Below are 25111 nucleotides of genomic sequence, written 5' to 3' on the forward strand. Positions count from 1 at the left end.
AGTTACTTTAGAGGATCGGTCTACAATCCGGGCAAACCCCCGAACTGCCATGGCCGACAAACTACTTCCTGAATATTCCGAAAGCTCGATCCGCGTCCTGAAGGGCCTGGAGCCCGTCAAGCAGCGTCCGGGCATGTACACGCGCACCGACAACCCGCTGCACCTATTCCAGGAGGTGATCGACAACTCGGCCGACGAAGCACTGGCCGGGCACGGCAAAAAGCTCCGCGTCACGCTGCACAGCGATGGCTCGGTGAGCGTGGAAGACGACGGCCGGGGCATCCCGTTTGGCATGCACCCGGAAGAAAAAGCGCCGGTGATCGAACTGGTGTTCACGCGCCTGCACGCCGGCGGCAAGTTCGACAAAGGCAAGGGCGGCGCTTACAGTTTCTCGGGCGGCCTGCACGGCGTTGGCGTCAGCGTGACCAACGCGCTGTCCAAGCGACTGGAAGTCACCTCCTACCGGGAAGGCATGGTTGCCCGGCTGGCATTTTCCGGGGGCGATGTGATTGAGCCGCTGACATTGCGCAAAGCCGGCGAGGGCGATCGAAAGTCCGGCACCACGGTGCGCGCCTGGCCTGACGCCAAATACTTCGAGTCCTCGGCATTACCGATGGCCGAGTTTGCGCATTTGCTGCGCAGCAAGGCGGTGCTGATGCCCGGCGTGACCGTCACGCTGAGCATCGAGAAAACCAAAGAAGTGCAGACTTGGGCCTACAAAGGCGGTCTGCGCGACTACCTGATGCAGACGCTGAACGGCGACCCGGTGATTCCGCTGTTTGAAGGCGAAGGCTTCGCCGATGCGGCGCACGAGAGTTTTGCCGAGGGCGAGGGCGCGCAATGGTGCCTGGCTTTTACAGAAGACGGCCAGCCGGTGCGCGAAAGTTATGTCAACCTGATTCCGACCAGCGCTGGCGGCACGCACGAAAGCGGCCTGCGCGACGGCATTTTCAACGCCGTCAAGAGCTTTATCGAGCTGCACTCGCTGCTGCCCAAGGGCGTCAAGCTGCTGCCCGAAGATGTCTTTGCCCGCGCCAGCTATGTGCTGTCGGCCAAGGTACTGGACCCGCAGTTTCAGGGCCAGATCAAGGAGCGCCTTAATTCGCGCGACGCGGTCCGCCTCGTGTCCAGTTTTGTGCGCCCGGCGCTGGAGTTGTGGCTGAACCAGCATGTGGAGTACGGCAAAAAGCTGGCCGAACTTGCCATCAAGGCGGCGCAAACGCGGCAAAAGGCCGGCCAGAAAGTCGAGAAACGCAAAGGCTCAGGCGTTGCCGTGCTGCCTGGCAAGCTTACCGACTGCGAAAGCAAGGACCTGGCGCACAACGAGGTGTTTCTGGTCGAGGGCGATTCGGCCGGCGGCAGCGCCAAGATGGGCCGCAACAAAGAGAGCCAGGCGATCTTGCCGCTGCGCGGCAAGGTGCTCAACACCTGGGAGGTCGAGCGCGACCGGCTGTTTGCCAACACCGAGATTCACGATATCGCCGTCGCCATCGGGGTCGATCCGCACGGCCCGAACGACACGCCGGATTTAAGCGGGCTGCGCTACGGCAAGGTCTGCATCCTGAGCGATGCCGATGTGGACGGCTCGCACATCCAGGTGCTGCTGCTGACGCTGTTTTTTCGCCATTTCCCCAAACTGATTGAATCCGGCAATGTCTATGTGGCCCGGCCTCCGCTGTTTCGCGTTGACGCACCGGCGCGCGGCAAAAAGCCGGCCTCCAAGGTCTATGCGCTGGATGAAGGCGAGTTGACCGCCATATTGGATAAATTGCGCAAGGACGGGGTCCGCGAAAACGCCTGGAGCATCAGCCGTTTCAAGGGTCTGGGCGAAATGAGTGCGGAACAATTGTGGGATACGACACTCAATCCAGATACCCGGCGCTTGCTGCCGGTGCAACTGGGCAACCAGGATTTTCAGCAAACCGAGAGCCTGATCACCAAACTGATGGGCAAGGGCGAAGCTGCGGCGCGCCGCGAACTGATGGAACTGCATGGCGACGCCGTGGAAATAGACATTTGATGAACCCTTGCGCCAAGCCGCCTAAGCCACCTCGGCAGCACCCGACTCAGCCCGCCTTGGCGGCTGCGCTGGCGCCGCGCTGGGTTGCCCGCTGGCGCGCGGTGGGTGTGCACTGGCTGCTGATAGCGCTGGCTTTTTTGTACATCACGCCGGCCCGCGCCGATGTATGGGGGTATGTCGATGCGAAGGGCATCGCGCACTTTTCGGCGGCTCAGTTGGATGAGCGCTATGAGCTTTTTTCCCGGGGCGGCGACGGTTTTACTGCCGGCAGCGCCGGTAATAGCGGAAAAGCGTCAAGTAGCGGCCCTGCGCTTGCCACCGGCGCCGCTGCGGCGCCTGCCAGGTTGCTGGCCTATTTTGAAGTGTCGCCCAACTTCAAGGCGGTCAAGCACCTGCTGCGCGAAGCCTCGGCTAGGCACGGGATGGACTACGAACTGTTGCAGGCCGTGATTGCTACTGAGTCCGGCTTTGACCCGCGCGCGGTGTCACCCAAGGGTGCCGTCGGCCTGATGCAGCTGATTCCGCCGACGGCAGAGCGTTATGGCGTGCGCGCCGACAAGAATTCCGCCATCCAGAAAAAGCTCACAGACCCCGCGACCAACATCCGGGCCGGGGCCAACTACTTGAGCGACCTGATCCGCATGTTCCCCGGCCAGCTGGAACTGGCGGTTGCCGCCTACAACGCCGGTGAGGGCGCGGTGCAGCGCGCCGGCAACAAGATTCCAAATTACCCGGAAACGCGCAATTACGTCAAGACCGTGATGCAGCTGTACAGCCACCTCAAGCCGCCCGGCATGCGGGCCGCCGCCTCGGCGATGGCCGCCCCCTCAGGCCGGGTGCGCATGGAGATGATGGGCGGGATGGGCGGCGTTACTGGCCGCAGCGCAATCCCGCCGTCCACGGTCATTTCTTCCGCCCTGCCAGAGGGCAAGACCGATCTGGATTGAGGGCTGTTCAACTGGCCCTCGGTGCGCCGCGCTGCAGCAGATCAAGCCGCCCGACGGATCGATCCGACCCAACCCCCTGTTTCCAGACCCTACCGACTTTCTTCCCCACCTTCTTCCCGCCGCTACTTGCGCGCGCGGGCAAGGCCTAACCTGTCCTAGCGAGCAATTTCAAGATGGATCTTTTCACACCGGCCGATGTGGCCCCCAACGCCGAACCTGCCGACGAGGATTGCCTCGCCGCCTACGCGCAGCGCGCTTACCTGGAATACGCGCTGAGCGTCGTCAAGGGCCGGGCGCTGCCCGATGTCTGCGACGGCCAAAAGCCGGTGCAGCGGCGCATTTTGTACAGCATGGCGCGCATGGGCCTGGGCTTTGGCGGCGCCAATGGCGCCACCGGCGCGCGGCCTGTCAAGAGCGCCCGCGTGGTCGGCGATGTGCTGGGCCGTTTTCACCCGCACGGTGACCAGGCGGCCTACGACGCGCTGGTGCGCATGGCACAAGATTTTTCGCAGCGCTACCCGCTGATTGACGGGCAGGGCAATTTCGGCAGCCGTGACGGCGACGGTGCCGCCGCCATGCGCTACACCGAGGCGCGCTTAAGCCGCATCACCAGCCTGCTGATGGAAGAAATCGACGAAGGCACGGTCGATTTCGTGCCTAACTACGACGGCTCGACCGAAGAGCCGCGCCAGTTGCCGGCGCGCCTGCCGTTCACGCTGCTCAACGGCGCCAGCGGCATTGCCGTCGGCCTGGCCACCGAGATCCCCAGCCACAACCTGCGCGAAGTGGCCAACGCCTGCGTCGCGCTGATCAAGACGCCCAAGCTCGGCGACGAGGAGTTGTATACGCTGATCGCCGGGCCAGACTACCCGGGCGGCGGGCAAATCATCTCAAACGCCGCAGAAATTGCGGCGGCCTACAGCACCGGCCGCGGTTCGCTCAAGGTGCGCGCGCGCTGGAAGATCGAAGACCTGGCGCGCGGCCAGTGGCAGCTGGTGGTGCAGGAACTGCCGCCCGGCGTCAGCACCCAGCGCGTGCTCGAAGAGATTGAAGAGATCACCAATCCCAAAATCAAGGCCGGAAAAAAGGCGCTCAGCCTGGACCAGGTGCAGCTCAAGCAGACCGTGCTGTCGGTGCTTGACGTGGTGCGCGATGAGTCCAGCAAAGACGCCGCCGTGCGCTTGGTGTTTGAGCCCAAGACCAGCAAGATCGGCCAGCAGGAACTCATCAACACCTTGCTGGCCCACACCAGCCTGGAGAGTTCGTCGCCCATCAACCTGACCATGGTGGGGCTGGACGGCAAGCCGACGCAAAAATCCTTGCGGCAGATGCTGACGGAGTGGCTCGCGTTTCGCCAGACCACGATTGAAAAGCGTTCGCAGCATCGGCTCGACAAGGTGCTGGACCGCATTCACATCCTGGAGGGGCGGCACCTGGTGCTGCTCAATATCGATGAAGTGATTGCCATCATCCGCCAGGCCGACGAGCCCAAGGCCGCGTTGATAGAGCGCTTCAAGCTCAGCGACCGGCAGGCCGAGGACATCCTGGAAATCCGCCTGCGCCAACTGGCGCGGCTCGAAGCCATCAAGATTGAGCAGGAGCTGAAAACCCTGCGCGAAGAGCAGGGCAGGCTGGAAGAAATCCTGGGCAGCCCGACGGCGCTGCGCCGCCTGATGATCAAGGAAATAGAAGCCGATGCCAAGCAGTTTGCCGACCCGCGCCGCACGCTGATTCAGGCCGATAAAAAAGTCGTTCTCGAAGTCAAGGTGCTTGACGAGCCCGTCACCGTCGTGGTCAGCGCCAAGGGCTGGGTGCGTGCGCGCGGCGGCCACGGCCACGACCCGGCCAGCTTTGCCTTCAAGGGCGGCGACGCGCTCTACAGCACCTTTGAATGCCGCACCGTTGACACCTTGCTGGCGTTTGGCAGCAACGGCCGCCTATACTCCGCCCCGGTCGCCCTATTGCCCGGCGCGCGCGGCGACGGCCAGCCCGTCACCACGCTGATCGAGCTGGAATCGGGCACGCAGTTGCTGCATTACTTTGCCGGGCCTGCCAGCGCCACGCTGTTGTTGTCCAGTTCGGGTGGCTACGGCTTTTTGGCCACGGTCGAAGGCATGATTTCGCGCAATAAGGGCGGCAAGGCCTTCCTCGACCTGGGCGAGGGCGAAACGCTCTGCCGCCCCTCGCATGTCAGGGGCAGTTCCGGTGCGCAGCCCTTGCTGCCGGCCACCCATGTGGCCTGCGCCTCTACCGGCGGGCGCATCCTCACATTCGAGATCAGCGAACTCAAGCAGATGGACAAGGGTGGGCGCGGCCTGGTGTTGATTGATCTGGACGCCAAGGACACGCTGGCTGGCGCTGCCGCCTACACCCGCAGCGTGAAGATTGAAGGCATAGGCCGCGGCGCCAAGGCGCGCGAGGAAACGCTGGAAATCCGTAGTTTGAACAATGCACGCGCTGCCAGGGCGCGCAAGGGCAAGGCGGCTGATCTGGGCTTCAAACCGATCGGGATTACCCGGGTTGAATGATGAAATATGCTGCTAGCCCAATAGGGGTAAGCGTAACCAGCTATGATTTTTATAGTGATTAGATAAGCGCTGATCGTTGACGATGACCACCAACCGTAAGGAATTCAGCCATGAACGCCTCCGCCGACCTGTCATTGCTCGTCAAAGCGCTTGCCCAGTTGCATGAGGCTTTGCAGCTATGGCATACAGAGCCGGCAGGCTCTGTACTCAAGCTGCATTTGTGTTCAGCCATCATTCATTCGTCTGAAGTGACGTACGCGCTGTCAGTGCGCCTGCTAAGAAGCGTTTTGGCAGAGCGTGCAGAGGCAGCAATCATCGACCTGTCTTTCAACGATCTGTTGCGCAAGGCGGCTGATGCTGGTTTGGTAGCCGCACCTGAGATGTGGCGGCAATGGAATGAATTGCGTGATTCCATTAGCCACACCCACGATGAATCCAAAGCGACGGAGGTTGCGGCTGGCGTTGAGCGCTTTGCCGGCGCAGCAGTGGAACTGGTGGGCGTGCTTGAAAAAAACCTGGGGCATTGACAAGAAAATTGCTGCGTCGCTTGCGTCGGTATTGCGCTGACCAAACCGGCCTGGGTTGGTCGATTGGTCGGCGTAGAAAAGTCTGAAGTTTGCTGGATCTGCGCGCTTCGCACCATTTCCTGGCTACTTGAGTTTTCGGTCTTCACGTTTTGCGTCGGCCATTGCCTCTGGCTCCAGTTCTTCGGCGTAACGATTAAGACGAATGAATACGCCCCAGGCGGCAAGCAGCACTGCGACTGCTGCCAGCAGGCTAGCGGCATACGGCAGTTGCGCCGGGTCTTCATGCAGCGCCTTGAACGTGGCAACCAGGCCTTCAATGGCTAGCGCGACGATGACGACCACAAAAAACCTGGATAGGAAGCGGCGTACCCGGGTGGGCGCACTGATGTCAGCATCCCGGATGACCTCTTCCTCCACTATGGTTTCGGCGATTTGCAAGGCCACGACGGCTGCCGCCAGAAGCCCGACCGCCTCGATGATGCCTTGCGCCGCGGCCTGGTCCAGGTCACCCAGGAAGGCCTGCCAGCCGATGCGGGAAGCAATCAAGATGAGCATGATGGCGGCGCAGCTAAAAAGCGCTGCCAGCAAAGCATGGATGAATCGAAACAGGCCGGTGAGCGCTTTCATGGGCAACCTTTCTACCAGTGGGATGTGGGCGGAATCGCCTGTCGGCAGCGTTCAAGCCCGGGGTGGCCCCGGGCGGCGTCTCATTGAATCTCGGCAATCAGCTCAATTTCCACGCAAGCGCCCATGGGGATCTGCGCCACGCCAAACGCGCTGCGCGCATGTTTGCCGGCGTCGCCAAACACTTCACCCAGCAATTCACTGCAGCCATTGGTGACCAGGTGCTGCTCAGTGAAGTCAGCCGTCGAGTTAACCAGGCTCATGAGCTTGACGATGCGCTTGACTTTGTTCAGGTCGCCGACGGCGGCATGCAGCGTGCCCATCAAATCGATGGCGATGGCGCGGGCGGCCGCCTTGCCTTCTTCCGTGCTGATGTTTTTGCCGAGCTGGCCGACGATGACCTTGCCGTCTTTTTTGGCGATATGGCCACTGACGAACACCAGATTGCCGGTCTGCACGAAAGGCACGTAGGCCGCCGCCGGGGTGGCGACGGCGGGCAGGGTGATGTTGAGTGTTTTGAGTTTGTCGTAGACGTTGGCGGGGTTGGTGCTCATGAGGCGCTCCTGGGCTGTTGATCTGCCTAAAATATCGGTCGTATAGGGCATTATCCCAACGGTATCGGGCGCAGTGTGCTATTAAAAACGTAGCAACTTGGCGGCCGTTTGCCTTTTTATCTTAACGCATGGCGCCGTTGCAAGGTGGCTGGTTGACCGGTTAAAACCGCTGCCAACCCGAAGGTTCGAGGGTTAACCGTCACGGCACATCGGCCCTATGCGTCACACTGCGCCGGGCAACCTGTGTAGGCTTTTTGCCTCGCTGGCCCGTTGACCATAGGGAATGGGGCATGGGGGCTAACAAATAATGAAGGGGGAGGCTGTGGGCGTACCGGTTTCAGCCAGGGTTGTGGCGCGCGCGATCAGCCCGGGGCTGGTTTTTAGTGGTTTTGTCGCTGGTGTGGCGGCGCAGCTGCAGCAGTCGGCGCTGTGGCCGGGCGGGCGCTATGCCGCGCTGCTAATGCTGGCCGCTGCGCTCATGGCTGCGCTGTTTGGCGCCATGGCGCTGACCAGCAGAACGCTGCGCGGCGCCGGCGTGGCGCTGTGCCTGTTCGCGGCCTTGCTGGGCTTTGCCCTGACGGGCTGGCGTGCCAGTAATTTTCAGTCCAGCATACTCAATCCGGCGCTTGAAGGGCGCGATATCAAGGTGATCGGTTCGGTGCAGGCCATGCCGCAATCGGGCGAAGACGGCGTGCGCTTTCGCCTTGATGTCGAGTCTGCCCACCTGGACGAGCAAGCCGTCAAACTGCCGCCTCGAATGCTGCTGGGTTGGTATTCGGGCTTTGCGGGACGCGAAGCCAAAAACCTGGCGCCGCAAGATGCCGATCCGTTTGAGATGGGGCTGGCCCTGCAGCGGCAGCCGCAAGCGCTGCGCGCCGGGGAGCGCTGGCAGATGACGGTGCGGCTGAAGGCGCCGCATGGCAACAGCAATCCCTATGGTTTTGACTACGAACTCTGGCTCTGGGAGCAGGGCATTCAGGCCACCGGTTATGTGCGCGCCGGGCCGCATGACGCGCCGCCGGTAAAACTTTCCAGCAGCTGGGGACACCCGGTGGAACGCGCCCGCCAGGCGGTGCGTGAAGCTATTTTTGCGCGCGTTGAAAATCGCCAGCTTGCCGGCGTGCTGGCCGCCTTGGTGGTGGGCGACCAAAACGCCATTGAACGCGCCGACTGGGATGTCTTTCGCGCGACCGGCGTGGCCCACCTCATGAGCATTTCGGGCTTGCACATCACCATGTTTGCCTGGCTGGCGTCCTTGCTGATCGGCAGGCTGTGGCGGCGCTCTGCCGGGCTGACGCCGCGGCTGTGCCTGGCGCTGCCCGCCAGCAGCGCCGGCGCACTTGGTGGCTTGTTGCTGGCCACCTTGTATGCACTGTTTTCGGGCTGGGGCGTACCAGCCCAGCGCACCATCTGGATGCTGGCGACTGTTGTTGTGCTGCGGCAAAGCGGCAGGCAGTGGCCCTGGCTGCAGACCTGGCTGCTGGCTATGGTCGTGGTGGTGGCGCTGGACCCGTGGGCGCTGATGCAGGCGGGCTTCTGGCTCTCGTTTGTTGCCGTGGGGGTGTTGTTTGCTACAGATTCAGGAGCAGCTAACGCCCGCCAGGAAATGGCTACAGGCCGGTTTGCCTCGGAAAATGCTGGGGCCGCCGTGCGCAGCGAAGGGCCGCCCCGAGCCAGCACAGCCCCTTCGGGAGGCAGCGCAGCACGCGCAGCGGCAAGCGTGGGGACTGCCGTGTGCAGCGAAGGGCCGCCCCGAGCAAGCACAGCCCCCTCGGGGGGCAGCGCAGCACGCGCAGCGGCAAGCGTGGGGACTGCCGTGCGCAGCGAAGGGCCGCCCCGAGCAAGCACAGCCCCCTCGGGGGGCAGCGCAGCACGCGCAGCGGCAAGCGTGGGGGCCATGTTCCGTGAGCAGTGGGTCGTCACGCTGGCGCTCACGCCCTTGTCGCTGTTGCTGTTCAACCAGGTTTCATTGGTCGGCCTGCTGGCCAATGCAGTGGCCATTCCATGGGTAACTTTGCTGGTCACGCCGCTGGCCATGCTGGGCGTTGCGTATGCGCCAATCTGGGACGCTGCTGCGTGGACGGTCGGCTTGCTGGCGCTGTTTCTGCAGTGGCTGGCCAGTTGGTCGCTGGCCTCCATCAGTGTGGCGGCAGCACCGCTGTGGTGCGCGGTGGCGGGCGTGTTGGGCGGTGGGTTGATCGCCATGCGCCTGCCATGGCATTGGCGCGCCATGGGTATCCCGCTGTTGCTGCCGGTCTTGCTGTGGTTGCCGGCGCGGGTGGCGCCGGGGCAGTTCGAGTTGCTGGCCGCTGACATCGGCCAGGGCAACGCGGTGTTGGTGCGCACCGCCGGCCATGCCTTGCTGTATGACACCGGCCCGCGCTTTTCCCGCGAAAGCGACGCCGGCCACCGCGTGCTGGTGCCGCTGCTGCGCGCGCTGGGCGAGCGGCTCGACATGCTGATGCTGAGCCATCGGGACAGCGACCACACCGGCGGCGCGCCCGCCATACTGGCCATGCAGCCGCAGGCGAGCTTGCTGAGCTCCATCGAAGACGGCCACGAACTGCAAAGCTTGCGCAAGTCGACCCGCTGCGTAGCGGGCCAGCGCTGGGAATGGGACGGCGTGACATTCGAAGTGCTGCACCCCCAGGCGGCCGACTACGAGGTGGCGAACAAATCCAATGCCATGAGTTGCGTGCTGCGCATTTCCAATGGCCGCCAGACTGCGCTGCTGGCCGGCGATCTGGAGGCAGCGCAAGAGCTCCGGCTGGCCGCCACCACCAACGAGGCGGGCCGCGCCAAGCTGAAGGCCGATTTTTTTCTGGTGCCGCACCATGGCAGCAAAACTTCCTCGAGCGCGCTGTTTCTGGATGCCGTGCAACCGCAACTGGCGCTGGCCCAGGCGGGTTACCGCAACCGCTTTGGCCACCCGGTTGACTCGGTGGTGGCGCGCTACCAGGCGCGCGGCATCCGGCTGATTCGCTCGCCGCTGTGCGGGGCTGCCACCTGGCAGAGTTTGAAACCCGCAGACATTACCTGCCAGCGGCAAGAAGGCCTGCGCTACTGGCACCACATGGCCACCCCTTAGCCCGAATTTAAAAAGGGCGAAATGAAAAAGGGTCCAGGGCGCCGGCGTGGCGCATAACTTGCTAAGCTTTGGTCGTGCATTACAACGCGCCAACTTTGCTGGAGACCAAGCCATGAGCCCCCCGATGTTTGATGAGATGAATGCCACCGCGTCCAGCGTCCGTGAGCACTACCAGGGCTACCAGCGCTGGCTGGCGCGGCAACCGGCTGATGCGATGCAGGCCTGCCGCGCCGAGGCTGAAATCATTTTCCGCCGTGTCGGCATCACCTTTGCCGTGTATGGCGACAAGGACGAGGACGGTTCAGGCAGCGAGCGGCTGATTCCGTTTGACTTGATTCCCCGCATCATTCCGGCGCATGAATGGGCCCGCATGGAACGCGGGCTGGTGCAACGCGTCACCGCGCTCAACCGCTTCCTCCATGACGTTTACCACGAGCAGGAAATCCTCAAGGCGGGCGTCATTCCGTCGGATCAGATTTTTCAAAATGCGCAATTTCGCCCCGAGATGATGGGCGTGGACGTGCCGGGCAATGTCTACTCGCACATCAGCGGCATCGACATCGTGCGTGCATGCAATGCGCAAGGCGAGGGCGAGTACTTCGTGCTCGAAGACAACCTGCGCGTGGCCAGCGGCGTGAGCTACATGCTGGAAGACCGCAGAATGATGATGCGGCTGTTTCCGGCCCTCTTCAACGAAAACCGGGTAGCCCCGGTGGCGCACTACCCCGACATGCTGCTGGAGACGCTGCGCGCGATGGCGCCGCCCGCCACGGCCGACCCTACCGTGGTGGTGCTGACGCCCGGCATGCACAACTCGGCCTACTTTGAGCACGCGTTTTTAGCGCAGCAAATGGGCGTGGAGCTGATCGAGGGCCAGGATCTTTTTGTCAAGGACAACTTTGTTTACATGCGCACCACGCGCGGCCCCAAGCAGGTCGACGTGATTTACCGCCGCGTGGACGACGACTATCTCGATCCGCTGGCCTTCCGGCCCAAGTCCACCCTGGGCTGCGCCGGCATTCTCAATGTGTACCGCAGCGGCAATGTCTCGCTGTGCAACGCCATCGGCACCGGTGTAGCCGACGACAAATCGATTTACCCCTATGTGCCGAAAATGATCGAGTTTTACCTCGGCGAAAAGCCCATCTTGCAAAACGTGCCCACCTATGCCTGCCGCAACAAAGACGATCTGCAATACACCCTGGCCAATCTCAAAGACCTGGTCGTCAAGGAAGTGCATGGCGCAGGCGGCTACGGCATGCTGGTGGGGCCGGCCTCGACCAAGGCAGAAATTGAAGCCTTCCGTGCGGCGCTGCTGGCCAACCCGGCCGGCTACATCGCCCAGCCGACATTGAGCCTGTCGACCTGTCCGACCTATGTGGAAAGCGGCGTGGCACCGCGCCACATCGACCTGCGGCCCTTTGTGCTGAGTGGCAAGGAGGTGCAGATGGTGCCAGGTGGCCTGACGCGGGTCGCGCTGAAAGAGGGCTCGCTGGTGGTGAACTCGTCGCAGGGCGGCGGGACGAAGGATACCTGGGTTTTGCAGGAAGGCCGCGTCGCGCCGAAGCGGTCACAGTCGCAAGCACAGTCACAGAGCGCAGGAGTCTGAAAATGTTATCTCGCACTGCTGATCACCTGTTCTGGATGTCGCGCTACACCGAGCGTGCCGAGAATACCGCGCGCCTGCTCGACGTGAATTACCAGACCTCTTTGTTGCCGCAATCGGCCGACCTGGTGCAGCAAGGCTGGCGCGGCCTGCTCAGCATCAGCGAGCTGAAAGCGCCCTACGCCGCCCGGTACGGCGACAGCATTAATCCGCGCGACGTGATGAACTTCATGGTGCGCGACGAGAAAAATCCTTCCAGCATCATCTCGTGCCTGCGCAACGCCCGAGAAAACGCCCGCGCCGTGCGCGGCACGCTGACCACCGAGGTATGGGAAACGCAAAACCAGACCTACCTTGAAATCATCCGCATGCTGCGCAGTGGCGAATTTGAGCGCGATCAGAGCCAGTTCTTTGAATGGGTCAAGTTCCGCTCGCACCTGTCGCGCGGCGTAACGCTGGGCACCATGCTGCAGGACGAAGCATTTCACTTCCTGCGTCTGGGCACGTTTTTGGAGCGCGCCGACAACACCGCCCGGCTGGTCGATGTGAAGTTTCATACCGCGCAAAACGAGTTTCCGGGCGAGGGCACTGAAGAAACGCAGGCATTCGATTTTTACCACTGGAGTTCGATTTTGCGCAGCGTCTCGGGCTTTGAGGTGTACCGCAAGGTGTACCGCGACGTCATCAAGCCAGAGCGCGTGGCCGAGTTACTGATTTTGCGGGCCGACATGCCGCGTTCGCTGCTGGCCTGCCTTAACGAGGTCATGAGCAACCTTGCCATGGTCACCAGCGACCCGCTCAGCGAAACGCAACGGCGCGCCGGCAAGCTCCGGGCCGAGCTGCAGTACGCGCGCATTGACGAGATTTTGGCGACCGGGCTGCATGCTTTTCTGACCCAGTTTCTGGACCGCGTGAACGAACTCGGCGCGCACATCAGCCGCGAGTTTTTGCTGCCGGCTACCCACTGACCGGCTACCCACTGACCATGCCAACGATCCGCCACCACCGGTGCCGCCCATGAAGCTGCATGTCACGCACACCACCGACTACCGCTATACCGCGCCGCTGCGTTACGCGCTGCAAACGCTTTGGCTCACGCCGCAGTCCGGCCCGTCGCAAAACGTTCATTTCTGGACGCTGGGCGCGCCCGGCAAACTTTTTACCCAGCGCGATGTTTTTGGCAACACCATCAACTCCTACACCTTTGTCGGCAAGCTGGCAGACAACGTGCGCTGGAGCCTGGTCAACGCCGCCGGCAACGTGGAAACGCTGGGCATCGCTGAATTTACCGATGCGCCAAGCATGCCGCACCCTCATCTGTTTTTACGCGCCACCGATCTGGCACAACCCAACCAGCGGCTGGCTGACTTCGGTCGCCGCTTTGTCACGCCTTCGGCCACGCCCGGTTACGCCGATTTAGGCATGCTTTTGGCCCTCAGCCAAGGTGTGGCGGGCGCAGTCAGCTATCAAAAATATAGTACCGATGTCACCACCACGGCACTGCAGGCGTTTGATGCCGGCACCGGCGTGTGCCAGGACCAGGCCCATGTGATGGTGGCCATTTGCCGCAGCTTGGGCATTCCGGCGCGCTACGTCAGCGGTTACTTCTACGCCGCCAACGAGCCCGATTTGGCCAGCCACGCCTGGGTCGATGTCTGCCTGGATGTGACGGCCCGGCGCTGGGTCAGCATAGACGTGACCCACAGCTGCCCGATTGACCAGCGCCATGTGCGCCTGGCTATGGGCACCGACTACAACGCCTGCCCGCCGATCAAGGGCGTACGGCATGGCGGTGGGCTGGAGACCATGACGGTGACTATCGGGATTGAGCCGGTTTGATGAGTGATCTCCGGGAGCTGCAGGACCGGGCGCGATTCCATACAGCGAGCGCAATCCGAAATCTCCGCCACAAACCCGGGCTGCTCTGCTATTGATAGCAGCTTGCGCCCGTCCTGTATGGTCCAGCCTACGAAATGACGCTGATGGTATGCCCCAGGCTGTGCGCCGCACCGGCTGCCAGAACCACCATGTCTGGGCCGGCATTGCTGGTCTCCACGCAGAAAAAGTCTTGCCAGCCGTCGTCGGGTACGTCGGCCATCTTGCGGGCGCGTTCGTTGCCGGGGTTCCACACCACCACCGACTGGCTGCCTTGGGTGTCGATCACGATGCGGCGTTGCCAGTCTGGGTCCAGCAGCAAGTAACTGTGGCTCGTGTGGCTCGGCTGCACTGATGCTTCTTGCTCGGGATGAGCGTAGGTGCGGTCGCAAGCCAAGTCCAACGCAAACGGGGTGCGTTGCACGTCGAACGCCAAGTCGCGCAGCCGGTCCTGGTAGGTCAGGCCGGTGAGGCCCTTTATGCCGATTTGCGCGGCATGGCTTACCGCAAAATAACTGTGCAGGGCTTGCGTCAGCTGAAAAGGCTGGGTGCCCAGGTTACGCGTTTGCAGGGTCTGATTTAGCGACTGGCCCAGCGTGATGCGCAAGCTGACCTGCAGGCCAGGTGCAGCGCTGATGAGGGTGCCGTCATCGCAGGGCTGCAGGCTCAGGCTGATTTCGTCGTCGCTGCTGCTGTGAATGGCGCTGATTTGCCAAGGCAGATTGCGCACCGGGCCGTGCTGCGCCGCGCTGTCGGGCTGGCCCTGCCTGGCAAACCATGGCCAGCACACCGGCACGCCACCGCGAATCGCGGCCGGCTCGGGCAGGGCTTCAGGTGACAGCCAGAACACATCGCGGTGACCCCTGGGCAGCCAGGATAAAAGATGGGCGCCGTGCAGCGCGACAATGGCGGTGCCGAAGCGGGTGTTGAGTTGCAGGCAGGCATGGCCGGCGTGGTCGAGCAGCGTGATTTGGGGTGGGAGGTGCATTGGTAAAGTGCTTTCCAAAGGTCTGCGCAAGGCCGCGACGGTGGGGTCGGGCTATTGCTGCTTGACCCGCGCCGCCACTTCCCGGCCCAGCTCAATCACCGCCATGGCGTAGTAACTGCTCCAGTTGTAGCGGGTGATGGCGTAAAAATTCTCGGTGCCGGCCACGTAGCTCGGCGCGTCCGGGCCATTGAGCAACTCGACCAGCGCCAGCGGGCCTGGGTGTTGCAGCGCAGCGCCTTCCAGCACGGCGCCCTTGGCCGTGAAGCTGGCAACGCTGAAGGTCGGCAAGATGTCGGGCGCCATCAGCGCGTCCATGTCCAGTCGGCTGGCGTCAAAGCTCACCGGGTAATGCGTCGGCATGCCGCTCTGCCAGTTGAAGGCCTTGAAGTAGCTGGCGATCGAGCCGATCACGTCGGCCGGGCTGCCCCACAGATCGACAGTGCCATCGCCATCGAAGTCCACGGCGTACTTGATCCGGCTCGACGGCATGAACTGCGGCATGCCCATGGCGCCAGCGTAGCTGCCTTTGGCCTCAAAAGGGTCCGTGCCCAGGCGGTTTTGCAGGGTCAGGAACTGCTCGATCTCGCTCTGGAAATAGGCGCTGCGCTCGGCGGCGCGGGGGTGGCTGGCCGGAAAGTCGAAGGCCAGGGTGGCGAGGGCGTCCATCACCCGGAAACTGCCGGTATCGCGGCCGTAAATGGTTTCCACGCCGATGATGCCGACGATGATTTCGGGGGGCACGCCGTACTCCTTTTCAGCGCGCTCCAGCGTGGCCTGGTTGGCGCGCCAGAAGCGCACGCCTGCCTCAATGCGGATCGGGTCAATGAAGCGGCTGCGGTACACCCGCCAGTTTTTGACGAAGGCTTGCGTCGGCGGCTGCATCAGGCGCGCCACCGTGGGGTTGTAGCGCGCCTGGCCCAGTGCCTCGCGCACCCATTGCGGGTCCAGGTCGCGCCGGCTGGCCAGGTCGTCGGCAAACTGCATGGCCTCAGCGCGCGTGGCATACATCGGCCCGGTCGTGGCTGCCTTGGCGGCTACCGTTCGCCTCAAGGGCTTTGCCTGTGTATCGCCGCTAGCGCCCGCCATTACTGCGCAAGCAGCTATTAAAAAAATAGCAAATCGGTGTTCTAGAAGAACTGCGGGACGAATGCAGATAGCGGACGGGACGGAAAGAGCTGGAGGTGTCATTCGGTGAATCAGGTGGGCGGCAGCCCAATTTTAAACGGGCCACACCAGGCGGCTGAATTGCCGCCTCAACAGTTTGAGCTGCTGTCGCTCGACTGACCGGCTGGCCGCGGGGTTGGCATAACGCTGTCGCTCCAGCGTCATCAGCCAGTCATGCAGCGCCTGCCGTTGGCCACCTGGTTGACCAACTCGTGTCGCCAACTGCAGGGCCAATTGGCGCGGCGTGCTTGACTCTGTGCTGGCAATGCCGGCTTGCGCCAGCCGCTTGCGCGCCCGCGCCAGCAGACGCAGCCACGGGTCATGCTGGGCGCGCTCCCACAAGGTCCAGGCTGCGCCGGTTAGTGCGGCCAGCACTAGGATGGCCAGCAACAGGTAGCTCAAATCGGCCCAGCTAGGTGACTTAAAACCGATGTTCTTTAATAAGTTGAGCTGCTTGCCCTGGGTGTAGTTGAGTACCCACTGATTCCAGCCGTTGTTGAGCGCTTCCCAGGCGGCGCGCAGTTGCGCCGACAGCGTGGGGCTGAAGTTGCCGAAGGCCTGCGCCACCAGACCTTGCGGCGCGGCAAGGCGCTGGAAGGCGCCGGTACGCCCTGGCGCCACGGCCGAGGTCGGATCGACCCGGACCCAACCCACACCTGCCTGCCAGACCTCTGCCCAGGCGTGCGCGTCGCTTTGCCGCACCACCCAGAAACCGTCGACGGCATTGCGCTCGCCACCCTGGTAGCCGGTGACGATGCGCGCTGGAATGTCCATGGCACGCATCAAAATGACGAAGCTGGAGGCGATGTGCTCGCAAAAACCTTCCTTGCGGTCAAACCAGAATTCGTCAGCCGTATGCTGGCCGTACACGCCGGGCTCCAGCGTGTAGCTAAAGCCGCCGCTGCGCAAGCGCTGCAGCACGAGCTGTACCAGCTCGGCCGTGCCGGCGTTGGCATGGCGCGGGTCACGGCGTAGCTCACTGGCCAGCGCCAACGTGCGCGGGTTAAAGCCGGGCGGCAGTTCGACGAACTCGCGCAGCGCTAGCACGGGCTGGGCCGGGCCATGGCTGAAGGCGGGGTAGCTTTGCGCCTTGTAGCGCACCAGGTCGGTGATGGGGCGGCTGACCAGCCACTGCAGGTCGGCCTGCATCGCGCTTTGGTAGCCAGGCAGGGCAGGGATTTGCGTGGCCGCTTCCATCACAAAAAGCCAGGGCCGGCTGGTCGGCTCCAGCGTGACTTCGTAGCTGACTGGTGCGCCCGAGACTGCCAGGTTGGCACCGGCACTTCCTGCACTGCCAGCACCGCCGTAAGAAGAGAACGAACTGAAACGCGCTGGCCGCCAGTCGCGCCCGTCAAAGCGCGACAGTACGGGTCCGCGGAAATAAAGATCGCGTTGCTGCGGTGCCTCGCCCTCGAATTTGATCCGCATGGCCACGCTGTCGTCCAGCGCCAGGCTGGCGATGCTGCCCACCTGCATGCTGTCGCTCAGGCCGCTGCGGCCGGTCATGGCGTCGCTCGGCACGCCCCACAAGGGGGCCAGTCGCGGAAACAGCAAAAACAACACCAGCATGACGGGCGCGCCCAGCAGGGTCATCCAGCCAGCGGTTTTGGCGGCCTGGGCCAGCGGTGGTTTGCCGACTGGCATGTGGGCATTGACCAAAACCGTCAGCAAACCCAGCAGCCCCAGCAGCATGCTGAATGCCACCAGCAAAGACTGCGAGTAGAAAAAATTGCTCAGCATGCAAAAAAAGCCGAGAAAAAACACCACGAAGGCATCGCGCCTGGCGCGCAGTTCCAGCGTCTTGAGCGTCAGCAGCACCACCAGCAGGGTGACGCCGGCGTCGCGCCCGAGCAGCGTACGGTGGGAGGCATACGTGGCGGCTATGGTCACGGCCAGCAAGGCCAGCAACCACCATCGGCTTGGCAAGGGCCGCGCCTGCAGCGCCAGCCAGCCGCGCCAAAGCAAGACAGCCAGCGCCCCGATGCTGCACCACAGCGGCAAATTACCGGCCTGTGGCAGCAGCACCCAGGCAATTACAGCCAGCAAAAACAGCGTGTCGCGGCCATCACGCGGCAGCTGGCGCAGCTTGATCAGGGCTAGTTTTAGCACAGCGCCAGCGCTTCCAGGCATCGCCGTTTGTGGGCTTCGCCGCTAGCCGGTCGGATCTGCAGCGCGGGCAGGCGCAGGCCATAGTCCAGCCCCAGCGTGTCGGCGCGCAGCACCCAGGCGCACAGCCGTGACAGCTTTTTCTCGGTGTCAAAAGTGCCGGCCTGCATGAAATCGAGCCAGAGCTCATGGCGCTGGGTCTGCTGGGCGTCGCGCACCAGCAAGCCGCTGTCATAACCTGCCGTCTGCTGGCTTGCATTCATGGCGTTCACAGCCTTCTTCCAGATCACCAGTTTCATCGGGTCGCCGCGCCGGTAGGCCCGGATGCCGTCAAATTCCCCGCTGTTTTGCGCGCGCGCCGCAGCGCTGGCGCCAGCGGCACGCGGTTCGCCCGCTGGCAGGGGCGGCGGCATGGCTTCCGGCGCGGGGTAGACCAACATGTGAGCCGCCGGCCGCCAGACCGACCAGACCCGGAAGGTGCCCAGCGGAAAGCGGGTTTCGGCGATCAACGTCGGCAATCGGTGCAGGCCGCGCCGGGTTGGCGTGAAAGCCACTTGGACCACGCTGCTGCCTTGCGCCGGTACGTCGGTCCAGGCCCAGTTGCGCTCGCTGTTTTTTTTGCCGTTCGCGTCAAGGGGGTTGAGCACGCGCAGGCCAATACCGTGGCGCGGGGAGCGCCTCTCATTCGTAAGTTTTACTTTAATAATGGCTGTAGCCCTTGCTTGACGGGCGTTTGGCGCTATTAAAGTCATAGCAAGTCCGCGCAGCGTGGCGTGGCAGACATGCATGCCCACCAGCGCGCAGCCGGCCAGCAAGAACGTCAGCAGGTAGCCTAGGTTGAGCTGGTAATTGATGGAGGCGATCAGCAGCACCAGCAGAGTCAGGCCCAGCATCAGCCCGGCGCGCGTCGGCAGGATGTAGACCGTGCGCTGGGTTAGCGTGACGCTGTCGCTGAGTGGCAGACGGGACTCAAACCAGTTCTGGACGGTGATCCACACGCTTGCCACTTCGTCTGTTGCGCCGCGCGCTGTGGCGCCGTCTGCGACCGCAGCGGTTGCCCTGCCTCTTTGCGCCCGCGCAGTCATGCAAGCGGCACGGCGTCCAGCATGGCGCGTACCTGCTCGACCGGGCCACGGCCGGCGTCACTGACGGGAACCAGGCGGTGCGCAGCGGTTTGCGGCAATACCGCCGCAATGTCATCGGGTGCGACATAGTCGCGCCCACTTAAAAAGGCCTGCGCTTTCGCGGCCCGCATGATGGCGATGCCGGCACGCGGGCTCAGCCCCTGCAAAAACCAGCGGCCCGAGCGCGTCGCTGCAATCAAATCCTGCAGGTAGTTGAGCAGCGGCTCCGCGGCATGAACCTGCTGCACCAGTTGCTGCAGTTCCAGCAGGTCGTGCGGCACCAGCAGCATTGGCAAGTGCTCCACCATGTCGCGCCGGTCGCTGCCCTGAAGCAGTTGGCGTTCTGCGGCACGGTCCGGGTAGCCCAGCGAAATGCGCATGTGAAAGCGGTCAAGTTGCGATTCGGGCAGGGCGTAGGTGCCGAGCTGGTCGTGCGGGTTTTGCGTGGCGATGACAAAAAACGGTAGCGGCAGCGGTCGGGTTTCGCCCTCGACAGTGACCTGCTTTTCTTCCATGGCTTCGAGCAGCGCACTCTGGGTTCTGGGGCTGGCGCGGTTGATTTCGTCAGCTAGCAGCACCTGAGCAAAGACCGGCCCGGGGTGAAACACAAAACTTTCCTTTTGCCGCTCGTAAATCGAGATGCCACTCAAGTCGCTGGGCATCAAATCAGCGGTGAACTGCACCCGTGAAAACTGCAGGCCGAAAGAGCGCGACAGCGCGTGAGCCAGCGTGGTTTTACCGACGCCCGGCACATCTTCAATCAGCAGATGGCCGCCCGCGAGCAGGCAGGCCACGCAGTCTTGCACTTGTGATGGCTTGCCGACAATGACCGTGTTAAGCTGTTTAAGAAGCGTTTGAAGTTTTTCTTTGACGTGCATGTTGTCAACCATAACGTAATTTTTCGTAAAAATTTACTGCCATGAACGCCACTGGTTATTTCACGCACAAAGACTGTCGCCTGCATGAAATGGGACCTGGCCACCCGGAGTGCCCGGAGCGGCTCGATGCCATTGAAGACCGGCTGCTGATTAGCGGCGTGGGCGACGCGCTGCAGCGGCGCGAAGCCCCGCTGGCGCCACTGGCCGACATTGAGCTGGCGCATGGCCGCATGATGGTGGCGGCGCTGCGCGGCCTGAGCGACGGCTTGGCCGATGACATTCAGGCGGGCGGACCTGCCTATGCCCAGATCGATCCGGATACCTCGCTCAATGTGCACACCTGGAACGCCTCGTTGCGCGCGGCCGGCGCCGTTATTGCCGCCACCGACAGCGTGATGGCCGGCGAAATGGAGAACGCTTTTTGCGCTGTGCGTCCGCCCGGCCACCACGCCTGCCACGACAAGGCCATGGGATTTTGCTTTTTCAACAACGTCGCCATTGCCGCCAAATACGCACTGGAGCGCCACGGCCTCAAACGCGTGGCAGTGGTTGACTTTGACGTGCACCACGGCAACGGCACCGAAGACATCCTCAGCGGCGATGAGCGGGTGCTGATGGTGAGTTTTTTCCAGCATCCGTTTTATCCCTTCAGCGGCTTTGACGGGCACGCCAGCAATATGGTGAACCTGCCGGTGCCGGCCTACACCAAGGGCATGGACGTGCGCGAACTGATCGAGATGGTGTGGATTCCGCGCCTCGAAGAGTTCAAGCCGCAAATGATCTTCATCAGCGCCGGTTTTGATGCGCACCGCGAAGACGATCTGGGCCAGCTGGGCCTGGTCGAGCAGGACTACGCCTGGATCACGCAGCGCATCAAGGACGTGGCCAAACGCTACGCCAAGGGCCGCATCGTGTCCTCGCTGGAGGGCGGCTACAACCTCAGTGCGCTGGGGCGCAGCGTCGAAGCGCATATCCGCGTGTTGGCCGATTTGTAGGGGGGTTTTGATGCGTGCATCGTCCACCGAACTGGCGCAGCCGGTTCTTCAGCAGCCAGTACTCCACACGCACGACGCGCGGGGCGTTCACACCCTCACGCTGAACCGGGCCAGCACTTTCAACGCACTCAGTGAAGACCTGCTGGCAGCGCTACAAGCCGCGCTCGATGCCGTTGCGCTTGACCCGTCGGCGCGCGCCGTGGTGGTGGCGGCGCAAGGCAAGGCCTTTTGCGCCGGCCACAATCTCAAGGAAATGCGCGCCCACCCGGAGCTGGCCTACTACCAGAAGCTGTTTGCCCAATGCACGCGCATGATGCTCAGCATTCAGCAGCTGCCGGTTCCGGTGATTGCCCGGGTGCAGGGGCTGGCGACTGCCGCCGGTTGCCAGCTGGTGGCGCAATGTGACTTGGCGGTCGCTGCGAGTGGCGCCAGCTTTGGCGTCAACGGCATTGATGTGGGCCTATTTTGCGCCACACCTAGCGTGCCGCTGGTGCGCAATATGCCGGCCAAGCAGGCCATGGAAATGCTGCTGACGGGCGAGTTCATCACGGCTGACGAGGCGCGCGCCAGAGGATTGGTCAACCGCGTTGTGCCGCTCGATGCGCTCGACGCAGAGGTCGAAAAACTGCTGCAGGCGCTGCTCTCCAAACCGCGCGAGGCCGTCGCCATCGGCAAGGCGCTTTTTTACCGGCAGCGCGAAACCGGCGTCGAGGCCGCTTACCAACTGGCAGGCCAGGCCATGGCCTGCAACATGATTCATCCCGTGGCACAGGAGGGCGTGCAAGCCTTCATCGACAAAAGGAAGCCGCAATGGCCAAAGCCGGCGCCCTGAATCTTGGTCTTCCTTCTTCGGCCCGATTTGACAGCCTGGATGCCTGGTTTGCCGCACTGACCCAACCCACCGCTTTAACCGAACTGGCGGCGCTTTGCGCCTGTGTTTTGCTGGCCTGGGTGGGTACGCTGCTGGCGCACCGCGCGCGCCGCTGGGCCGACGAATCGTCGATTCTTTTTGGCCGGCGCTTGATCGATGGCGTGCTGTTTCCCTTGCTGCTGTTGTCGCTGGCCTATGCGGCCCAGGCGCTGCTGGCGCCGCTGCTGCCGCTGGCGGTGTTCAAGGTGGCGATTCCGGTGCTGCTGGCGCTGGCGGTGATTCGCCTGGGCGTAAAAGTGCTGCAGGCGGCGTTTAAAACAGCACCGGTGGTGCGGATGCTGGAGCGAACGATTTCCTGGCTCGCCTGGATTGCCATGGTGCTGTGGATCAGCGGCCTGCTGCCGGTGATTCTGGAGGAACTGGACAACATCACCTGGAAGGTCGGCGGCTCGAAAATCTCGGTGCGCACCATGCTGGAAGGCGCGCTGACCGCCGGTGTGGTGCTGCTGATCACGCTCTGGATCTCATCGGCCATTGAGGCCCGTGTGCTGCGTTCGGCCACCGGCGGCGAGTTGTCCTTGCGCAAGGCGGTCAGCAACGCAACGCGCGCTGTGTTGATGTTTGTTGGCTTGCTGCTGGCGCTTTCGTCAGTCGGCATTGACCTGCGGGCCCTGTCGGTACTGGGCGGCGCGATTGGCGTGGGCGTTGGTTTTGGCCTGCAAAAACTCGCCGCCAGTTATGTCAGCGGTTTTGTCATGCTGGCTGAACGCAGTGTGCGCATTGGCGACAACGTGCGCATCGAGGACTTTGAAGGGCGCATCACCGACATCAATGCGCGCTACACGGTGATACGCGCGACCTCTGGCCGGGAATCCATCGTGCCCAACGAGATGTTCATCAATAACCGCGTTGAAAATCTGTCGCTGACCGATAGCCGGGTACTGCAGTCCACCGTGGTGTCGGTGGGTTATGACAGCGACATCGACCTGGTGATGCGTTTGCTCAACGAGGCGGCGCTGCTGCAGGACCGCGTGGTGCGCGACCCAGAACCCGGCGTCAATCTGACCAATTTTGGCGCCGATGGGCTGGAATTTACGCTGAACTACTGGATGACAGACCCGGAAAACGGCCAGCAGAACCTGCGCTCGCGGGTCAATATTGCCATCCTCAAATCGCTGCGTGAGCACGGCATTGAAATTCCGTTTCCGCAGCGCGTCATTCACACAGTCAGCAGCCCGCAAGTCGCCGAGGTGGTCGCGCTGCCGGGTGCTTGAAGCTGGTCCACTATAATTAAATAGAACGATCGTTCGTTTTTGCATTTCAGGAAGCTAAACTTCTCGTCATTGATGCAGCGTGCGCTCTGTCAAAGTCCGCAGCATAGAATGCAAAGTTACCCTTACGTTTACGTCAACGTCAATTAATCAACTCTGGAGCCCTGCAATGAAGGTCTTGGTACCCGTCAAACGTGTAGTCGACTACAACGTCAAAGTCCGCGTCAAATCAGATGGTTCGGGAGTTGACATTGCCAACGTCAAAATGAGCATGAACCCCTTTGACGAGATCGCGATTGAAGAGGCGACACGGCTCAAGGAAAAGGGCGTCGTTACCGAAGTCATCGCCGTCAGCTGCGGTGTGCTGCAGTGCCAGGAGACCTTGCGTACCGCCATGGCGATTGGCGCAGACCGCGCCATTCTGGTCGAAACCTTAGAGGAGCTGCAGCCGCTGGCTGTGGCCAAGCTGCTTAAAGCGCTGGTCGACAAAGAACAGCCGCAACTGGTGATTCTGGGCAAACAGGCGATCGATGACGACTGCAACCAGACCGGCCAGATGCTGGCAGCCTTGCTGGGCTGGCCGCAAGCCACTTTTGCCTCCAAGGTCGAGGTCGAAGGTGGCGTTGCCAAGGTAACGCGTGAAGTCGATGGCGGCTCGGAAACGCTTTCGCTGACGTTGCCGGCCGTCATCACCACCGATCTTCGGCTCAATGAGCCGCGCTACGTCACGCTGCCCAACATCATGAAGGCCAAGAAAAAGCAGCTTGAAAATCTCAAGCCGGAAGAGCTGGGTGTCGACGTCAAGCCACGCATCAAGACCCTGAAGGTCAGCGAGCCGCCCAAGCGCAGCGCCGGTGTCAAGGTGGCAGACGTCGCCGCCCTGGTGGACAAACTCAAAAACGAAGCGAAGGTGATCTAAATGACCGCACTTGTAATTGCTGAACACAACCACGCGAGCATCCGGCCCGCCACCCTCAATACCGTGACCGCGGCCGCCCAATGCGGTGGCGATGTGCATGTGCTGGTTGCCGGCCTGGGCGCCGAAGCGGCGGCCCAGGCCGCCAGCCAGATCGCTGGCGTGGCCAAGGTCATACACGTCGAGGGCGAGCAATTCGCCCACGGCCTGGCTGAAAACATGGCCGCGCAGGTGCTGGCGATGGCGGCCAGCTATTCGCACATCCTGTTTCCCGCAACGGCTTCAGGCAAAAACATTGCGCCCCGCGTGGCCGCTCTGCTGGATGTCGCGCAAATATCCGACGTAACCAAGGTCGACGCCATCGATACCTTTGAGCGCCCCATCTACGCCGGCAACGCCATTGCCATCGTGCAAAGCCTGGATGCGATCAAAGTCATAACCGTTCGCACGACCGGCTTTGATGCGGCCGCCAGCACCGGCGGATCGGCCGCCATTGAGAAGCTGGACGGCATGGCCGACAGCGGAAAATCTTCATTCGTCAGCGCAGAAATCGCCAAAAGCGACCGGCCTGAACTGACCGCTGCCAAAATCATCGTTTCCGGTGGCCGCGCCATGGGCTCCAGCGAGAAATTCAATGAAGTCCTGACGCCGCTGGCCGACAAGCTAGGTGCCGCGCTAGGCGCCTCGCGCGCGGCGGTGGATGCGGGCTACGCCCCCAATGACTGGCAAGTCGGGCAGACCGGCAAGATCGTGGCGCCGCAGCTCTACATCGCGGCCGGCATCAGCGGCGCGATCCAGCATCTGGCCGGCATGAAGGATTCCAAGGTCATTGTGGCCATCAACAAAGACCCTGAAGCGCCGATTTTCAGCGTCGCTGACTATGGGCTGGAGGCCGATTTGTTCACGGCTGTGCCGGAACTGGTAGCGGCGCTTTAAAGAAAAAACAGCTAAAAGGCGTCTTGAAGGACGCCTTTTTTTTATCTGAACTGCCTGTCATGAAGGGCAGCCGATGATTGAAACTGGAGAAAA

At 62.6% G+C, this 25111-nt stretch carries 20 protein-coding genes; 13 read left to right on the forward strand and 7 right to left on the reverse strand.

Features of this window, described 5'->3' with window-relative positions; translation table 11 throughout:
• Positions 1-49 precede the first annotated feature (49 nt).
• The 4 genes from HHJ18_RS14010 to HHJ18_RS14025 all read left to right on the forward strand — a co-directional run bounded on the left by HHJ18_RS14010 (position 50) and on the right by HHJ18_RS14025 (position 6022).
• The gene (locus HHJ18_RS14010; RefSeq protein WP_296916230.1) at positions 50-2020 is read left to right on the forward strand and encodes a DNA topoisomerase IV subunit B; all 1971 of its coding nucleotides are present in this window, start codon (positions 50-52) and stop codon (positions 2018-2020) included.
• Positions 2020-2967 (forward strand): lytic transglycosylase domain-containing protein, encoded by a 948-nt coding sequence (locus HHJ18_RS14015; RefSeq protein ID WP_296916232.1) that lies wholly within the window; start codon positions 2020-2022, stop codon positions 2965-2967. Before HHJ18_RS14010 ends, HHJ18_RS14015 begins: the two co-directional genes overlap by 1 nt.
• A gap of 173 nt (positions 2968-3140) precedes the next feature.
• A complete protein-coding gene (gene parC, locus HHJ18_RS14020) occupies positions 3141-5495 on the forward strand; it encodes a DNA topoisomerase IV subunit A (RefSeq protein WP_296916234.1) in 2355 nt (784 codons plus the stop codon).
• 110 nt (positions 5496-5605) lie between these two features.
• Complete coding sequence (locus tag HHJ18_RS14025; protein ID WP_296916236.1) at positions 5606-6022, forward strand: nucleotidyltransferase substrate binding protein; 417 nt, start codon at positions 5606-5608, stop codon at positions 6020-6022.
• Positions 6023-6145: 123 nt separating this feature from the next.
• Here the strand turns inward: HHJ18_RS14025 and HHJ18_RS14030 are convergent, their stop codons facing one another.
• Complete coding sequence (locus HHJ18_RS14030) at positions 6146-6649, reverse strand: hypothetical protein (RefSeq protein ID WP_296916238.1); 504 nt, start codon at positions 6647-6649, stop codon at positions 6146-6148.
• A gap of 80 nt (positions 6650-6729) precedes the next feature.
• Positions 6730-7200 (reverse strand): RidA family protein, encoded by a 471-nt coding sequence (locus tag HHJ18_RS14035; protein WP_296916240.1) that lies wholly within the window; start codon positions 7198-7200, stop codon positions 6730-6732.
• A 307-nt stretch (positions 7201-7507) separates the two neighbouring features.
• Between HHJ18_RS14035 and HHJ18_RS14040 the strand changes: the two genes are divergently transcribed.
• The 4 genes from HHJ18_RS14040 to HHJ18_RS14055 all read left to right on the forward strand — a co-directional run bounded on the left by HHJ18_RS14040 (position 7508) and on the right by HHJ18_RS14055 (position 13733).
• A complete protein-coding gene (locus tag HHJ18_RS14040; RefSeq protein WP_296916241.1) occupies positions 7508-10288 on the forward strand; it encodes a DNA internalization-related competence protein ComEC/Rec2 in 2781 nt (926 codons plus the stop codon).
• A gap of 112 nt (positions 10289-10400) precedes the next feature.
• Positions 10401-11897: a circularly permuted type 2 ATP-grasp protein gene (locus tag HHJ18_RS14045; RefSeq protein WP_296916243.1), complete on the forward strand. Its 1497-nt coding sequence runs from the start codon at positions 10401-10403 to the stop codon at positions 11895-11897.
• A 2-nt stretch (positions 11898-11899) separates the two neighbouring features.
• A complete protein-coding gene (locus tag HHJ18_RS14050; protein WP_296916245.1) occupies positions 11900-12862 on the forward strand; it encodes an alpha-E domain-containing protein in 963 nt (320 codons plus the stop codon).
• Between the two features lie 49 nt (positions 12863-12911).
• The gene (locus tag HHJ18_RS14055; protein WP_296916247.1) at positions 12912-13733 is read left to right on the forward strand and encodes a transglutaminase family protein; all 822 of its coding nucleotides are present in this window, start codon (positions 12912-12914) and stop codon (positions 13731-13733) included.
• Between the two features lie 127 nt (positions 13734-13860).
• On the opposite strand, the gene HHJ18_RS14060 is transcribed toward HHJ18_RS14055, so the two are convergent.
• From HHJ18_RS14060 to HHJ18_RS14080, 5 genes are all read right to left on the reverse strand, one after another.
• Positions 13861-14757: a D-hexose-6-phosphate mutarotase gene (locus HHJ18_RS14060; protein WP_296916249.1), complete on the reverse strand. Its 897-nt coding sequence runs from the start codon at positions 14755-14757 to the stop codon at positions 13861-13863.
• A gap of 51 nt (positions 14758-14808) precedes the next feature.
• Positions 14809-15765, reverse strand: coding sequence for a lytic murein transglycosylase B (mltB, locus tag HHJ18_RS14065; protein ID WP_296916626.1), 957 nt, complete (start codon positions 15763-15765; stop codon positions 14809-14811).
• Between the two features lie 210 nt (positions 15766-15975).
• Positions 15976-18030: a DUF3488 and transglutaminase-like domain-containing protein gene (locus HHJ18_RS14070; RefSeq protein ID WP_296916251.1), complete on the reverse strand. Its 2055-nt coding sequence runs from the start codon at positions 18028-18030 to the stop codon at positions 15976-15978.
• Positions 18024-19034, reverse strand: a complete 1011-nt coding sequence (locus HHJ18_RS14075) for a DUF58 domain-containing protein (RefSeq protein WP_296916253.1) — start codon at positions 19032-19034, stop codon at positions 18024-18026. Before HHJ18_RS14075 ends, HHJ18_RS14070 begins: the two co-directional genes overlap by 7 nt.
• Positions 19035-19108: 74 nt before the next feature.
• Positions 19109-20029 carry a MoxR family ATPase gene (locus HHJ18_RS14080; RefSeq protein WP_296916627.1) on the reverse strand — a complete coding sequence of 307 codons (921 nt, stop codon included), beginning with the start codon at positions 20027-20029 and terminating at the stop codon, positions 19109-19111.
• Between the two features lie 41 nt (positions 20030-20070).
• Here HHJ18_RS14080 and HHJ18_RS14085 point away from each other — a divergent pair, with 41 nt between their 5' ends.
• From HHJ18_RS14085 to HHJ18_RS14105, 5 genes are all read left to right on the forward strand, one after another.
• Positions 20071-21024, forward strand: coding sequence for a histone deacetylase family protein (locus HHJ18_RS14085; RefSeq protein WP_296916255.1), 954 nt, complete (start codon positions 20071-20073; stop codon positions 21022-21024).
• A gap of 10 nt (positions 21025-21034) precedes the next feature.
• The gene (locus HHJ18_RS14090) at positions 21035-21856 is read left to right on the forward strand and encodes an enoyl-CoA hydratase (protein WP_296916257.1); all 822 of its coding nucleotides are present in this window, start codon (positions 21035-21037) and stop codon (positions 21854-21856) included.
• On the forward strand, positions 21835-23169 hold the full coding sequence (locus HHJ18_RS14095) for a mechanosensitive ion channel domain-containing protein (RefSeq protein WP_296916259.1): 1335 nt from the start codon (positions 21835-21837) through the stop codon (positions 23167-23169). Before HHJ18_RS14090 ends, HHJ18_RS14095 begins: the two co-directional genes overlap by 22 nt.
• Positions 23170-23335: 166 nt before the next feature.
• Positions 23336-24085: an electron transfer flavoprotein subunit beta/FixA family protein gene (locus tag HHJ18_RS14100; protein ID WP_296916261.1), complete on the forward strand. Its 750-nt coding sequence runs from the start codon at positions 23336-23338 to the stop codon at positions 24083-24085.
• Positions 24086-25018: an FAD-binding protein gene (locus HHJ18_RS14105; protein WP_296916262.1), complete on the forward strand. Its 933-nt coding sequence runs from the start codon at positions 24086-24088 to the stop codon at positions 25016-25018.
• Positions 25019-25111: the final 93 nt, after the last annotated feature.

Origin of the sequence: Polaromonas sp. (genome assembly GCF_012927455.1) — a bacterium.
Taxonomy (GTDB): Bacteria; Pseudomonadota; Gammaproteobacteria; order Burkholderiales; family Burkholderiaceae_C; genus Polaromonas.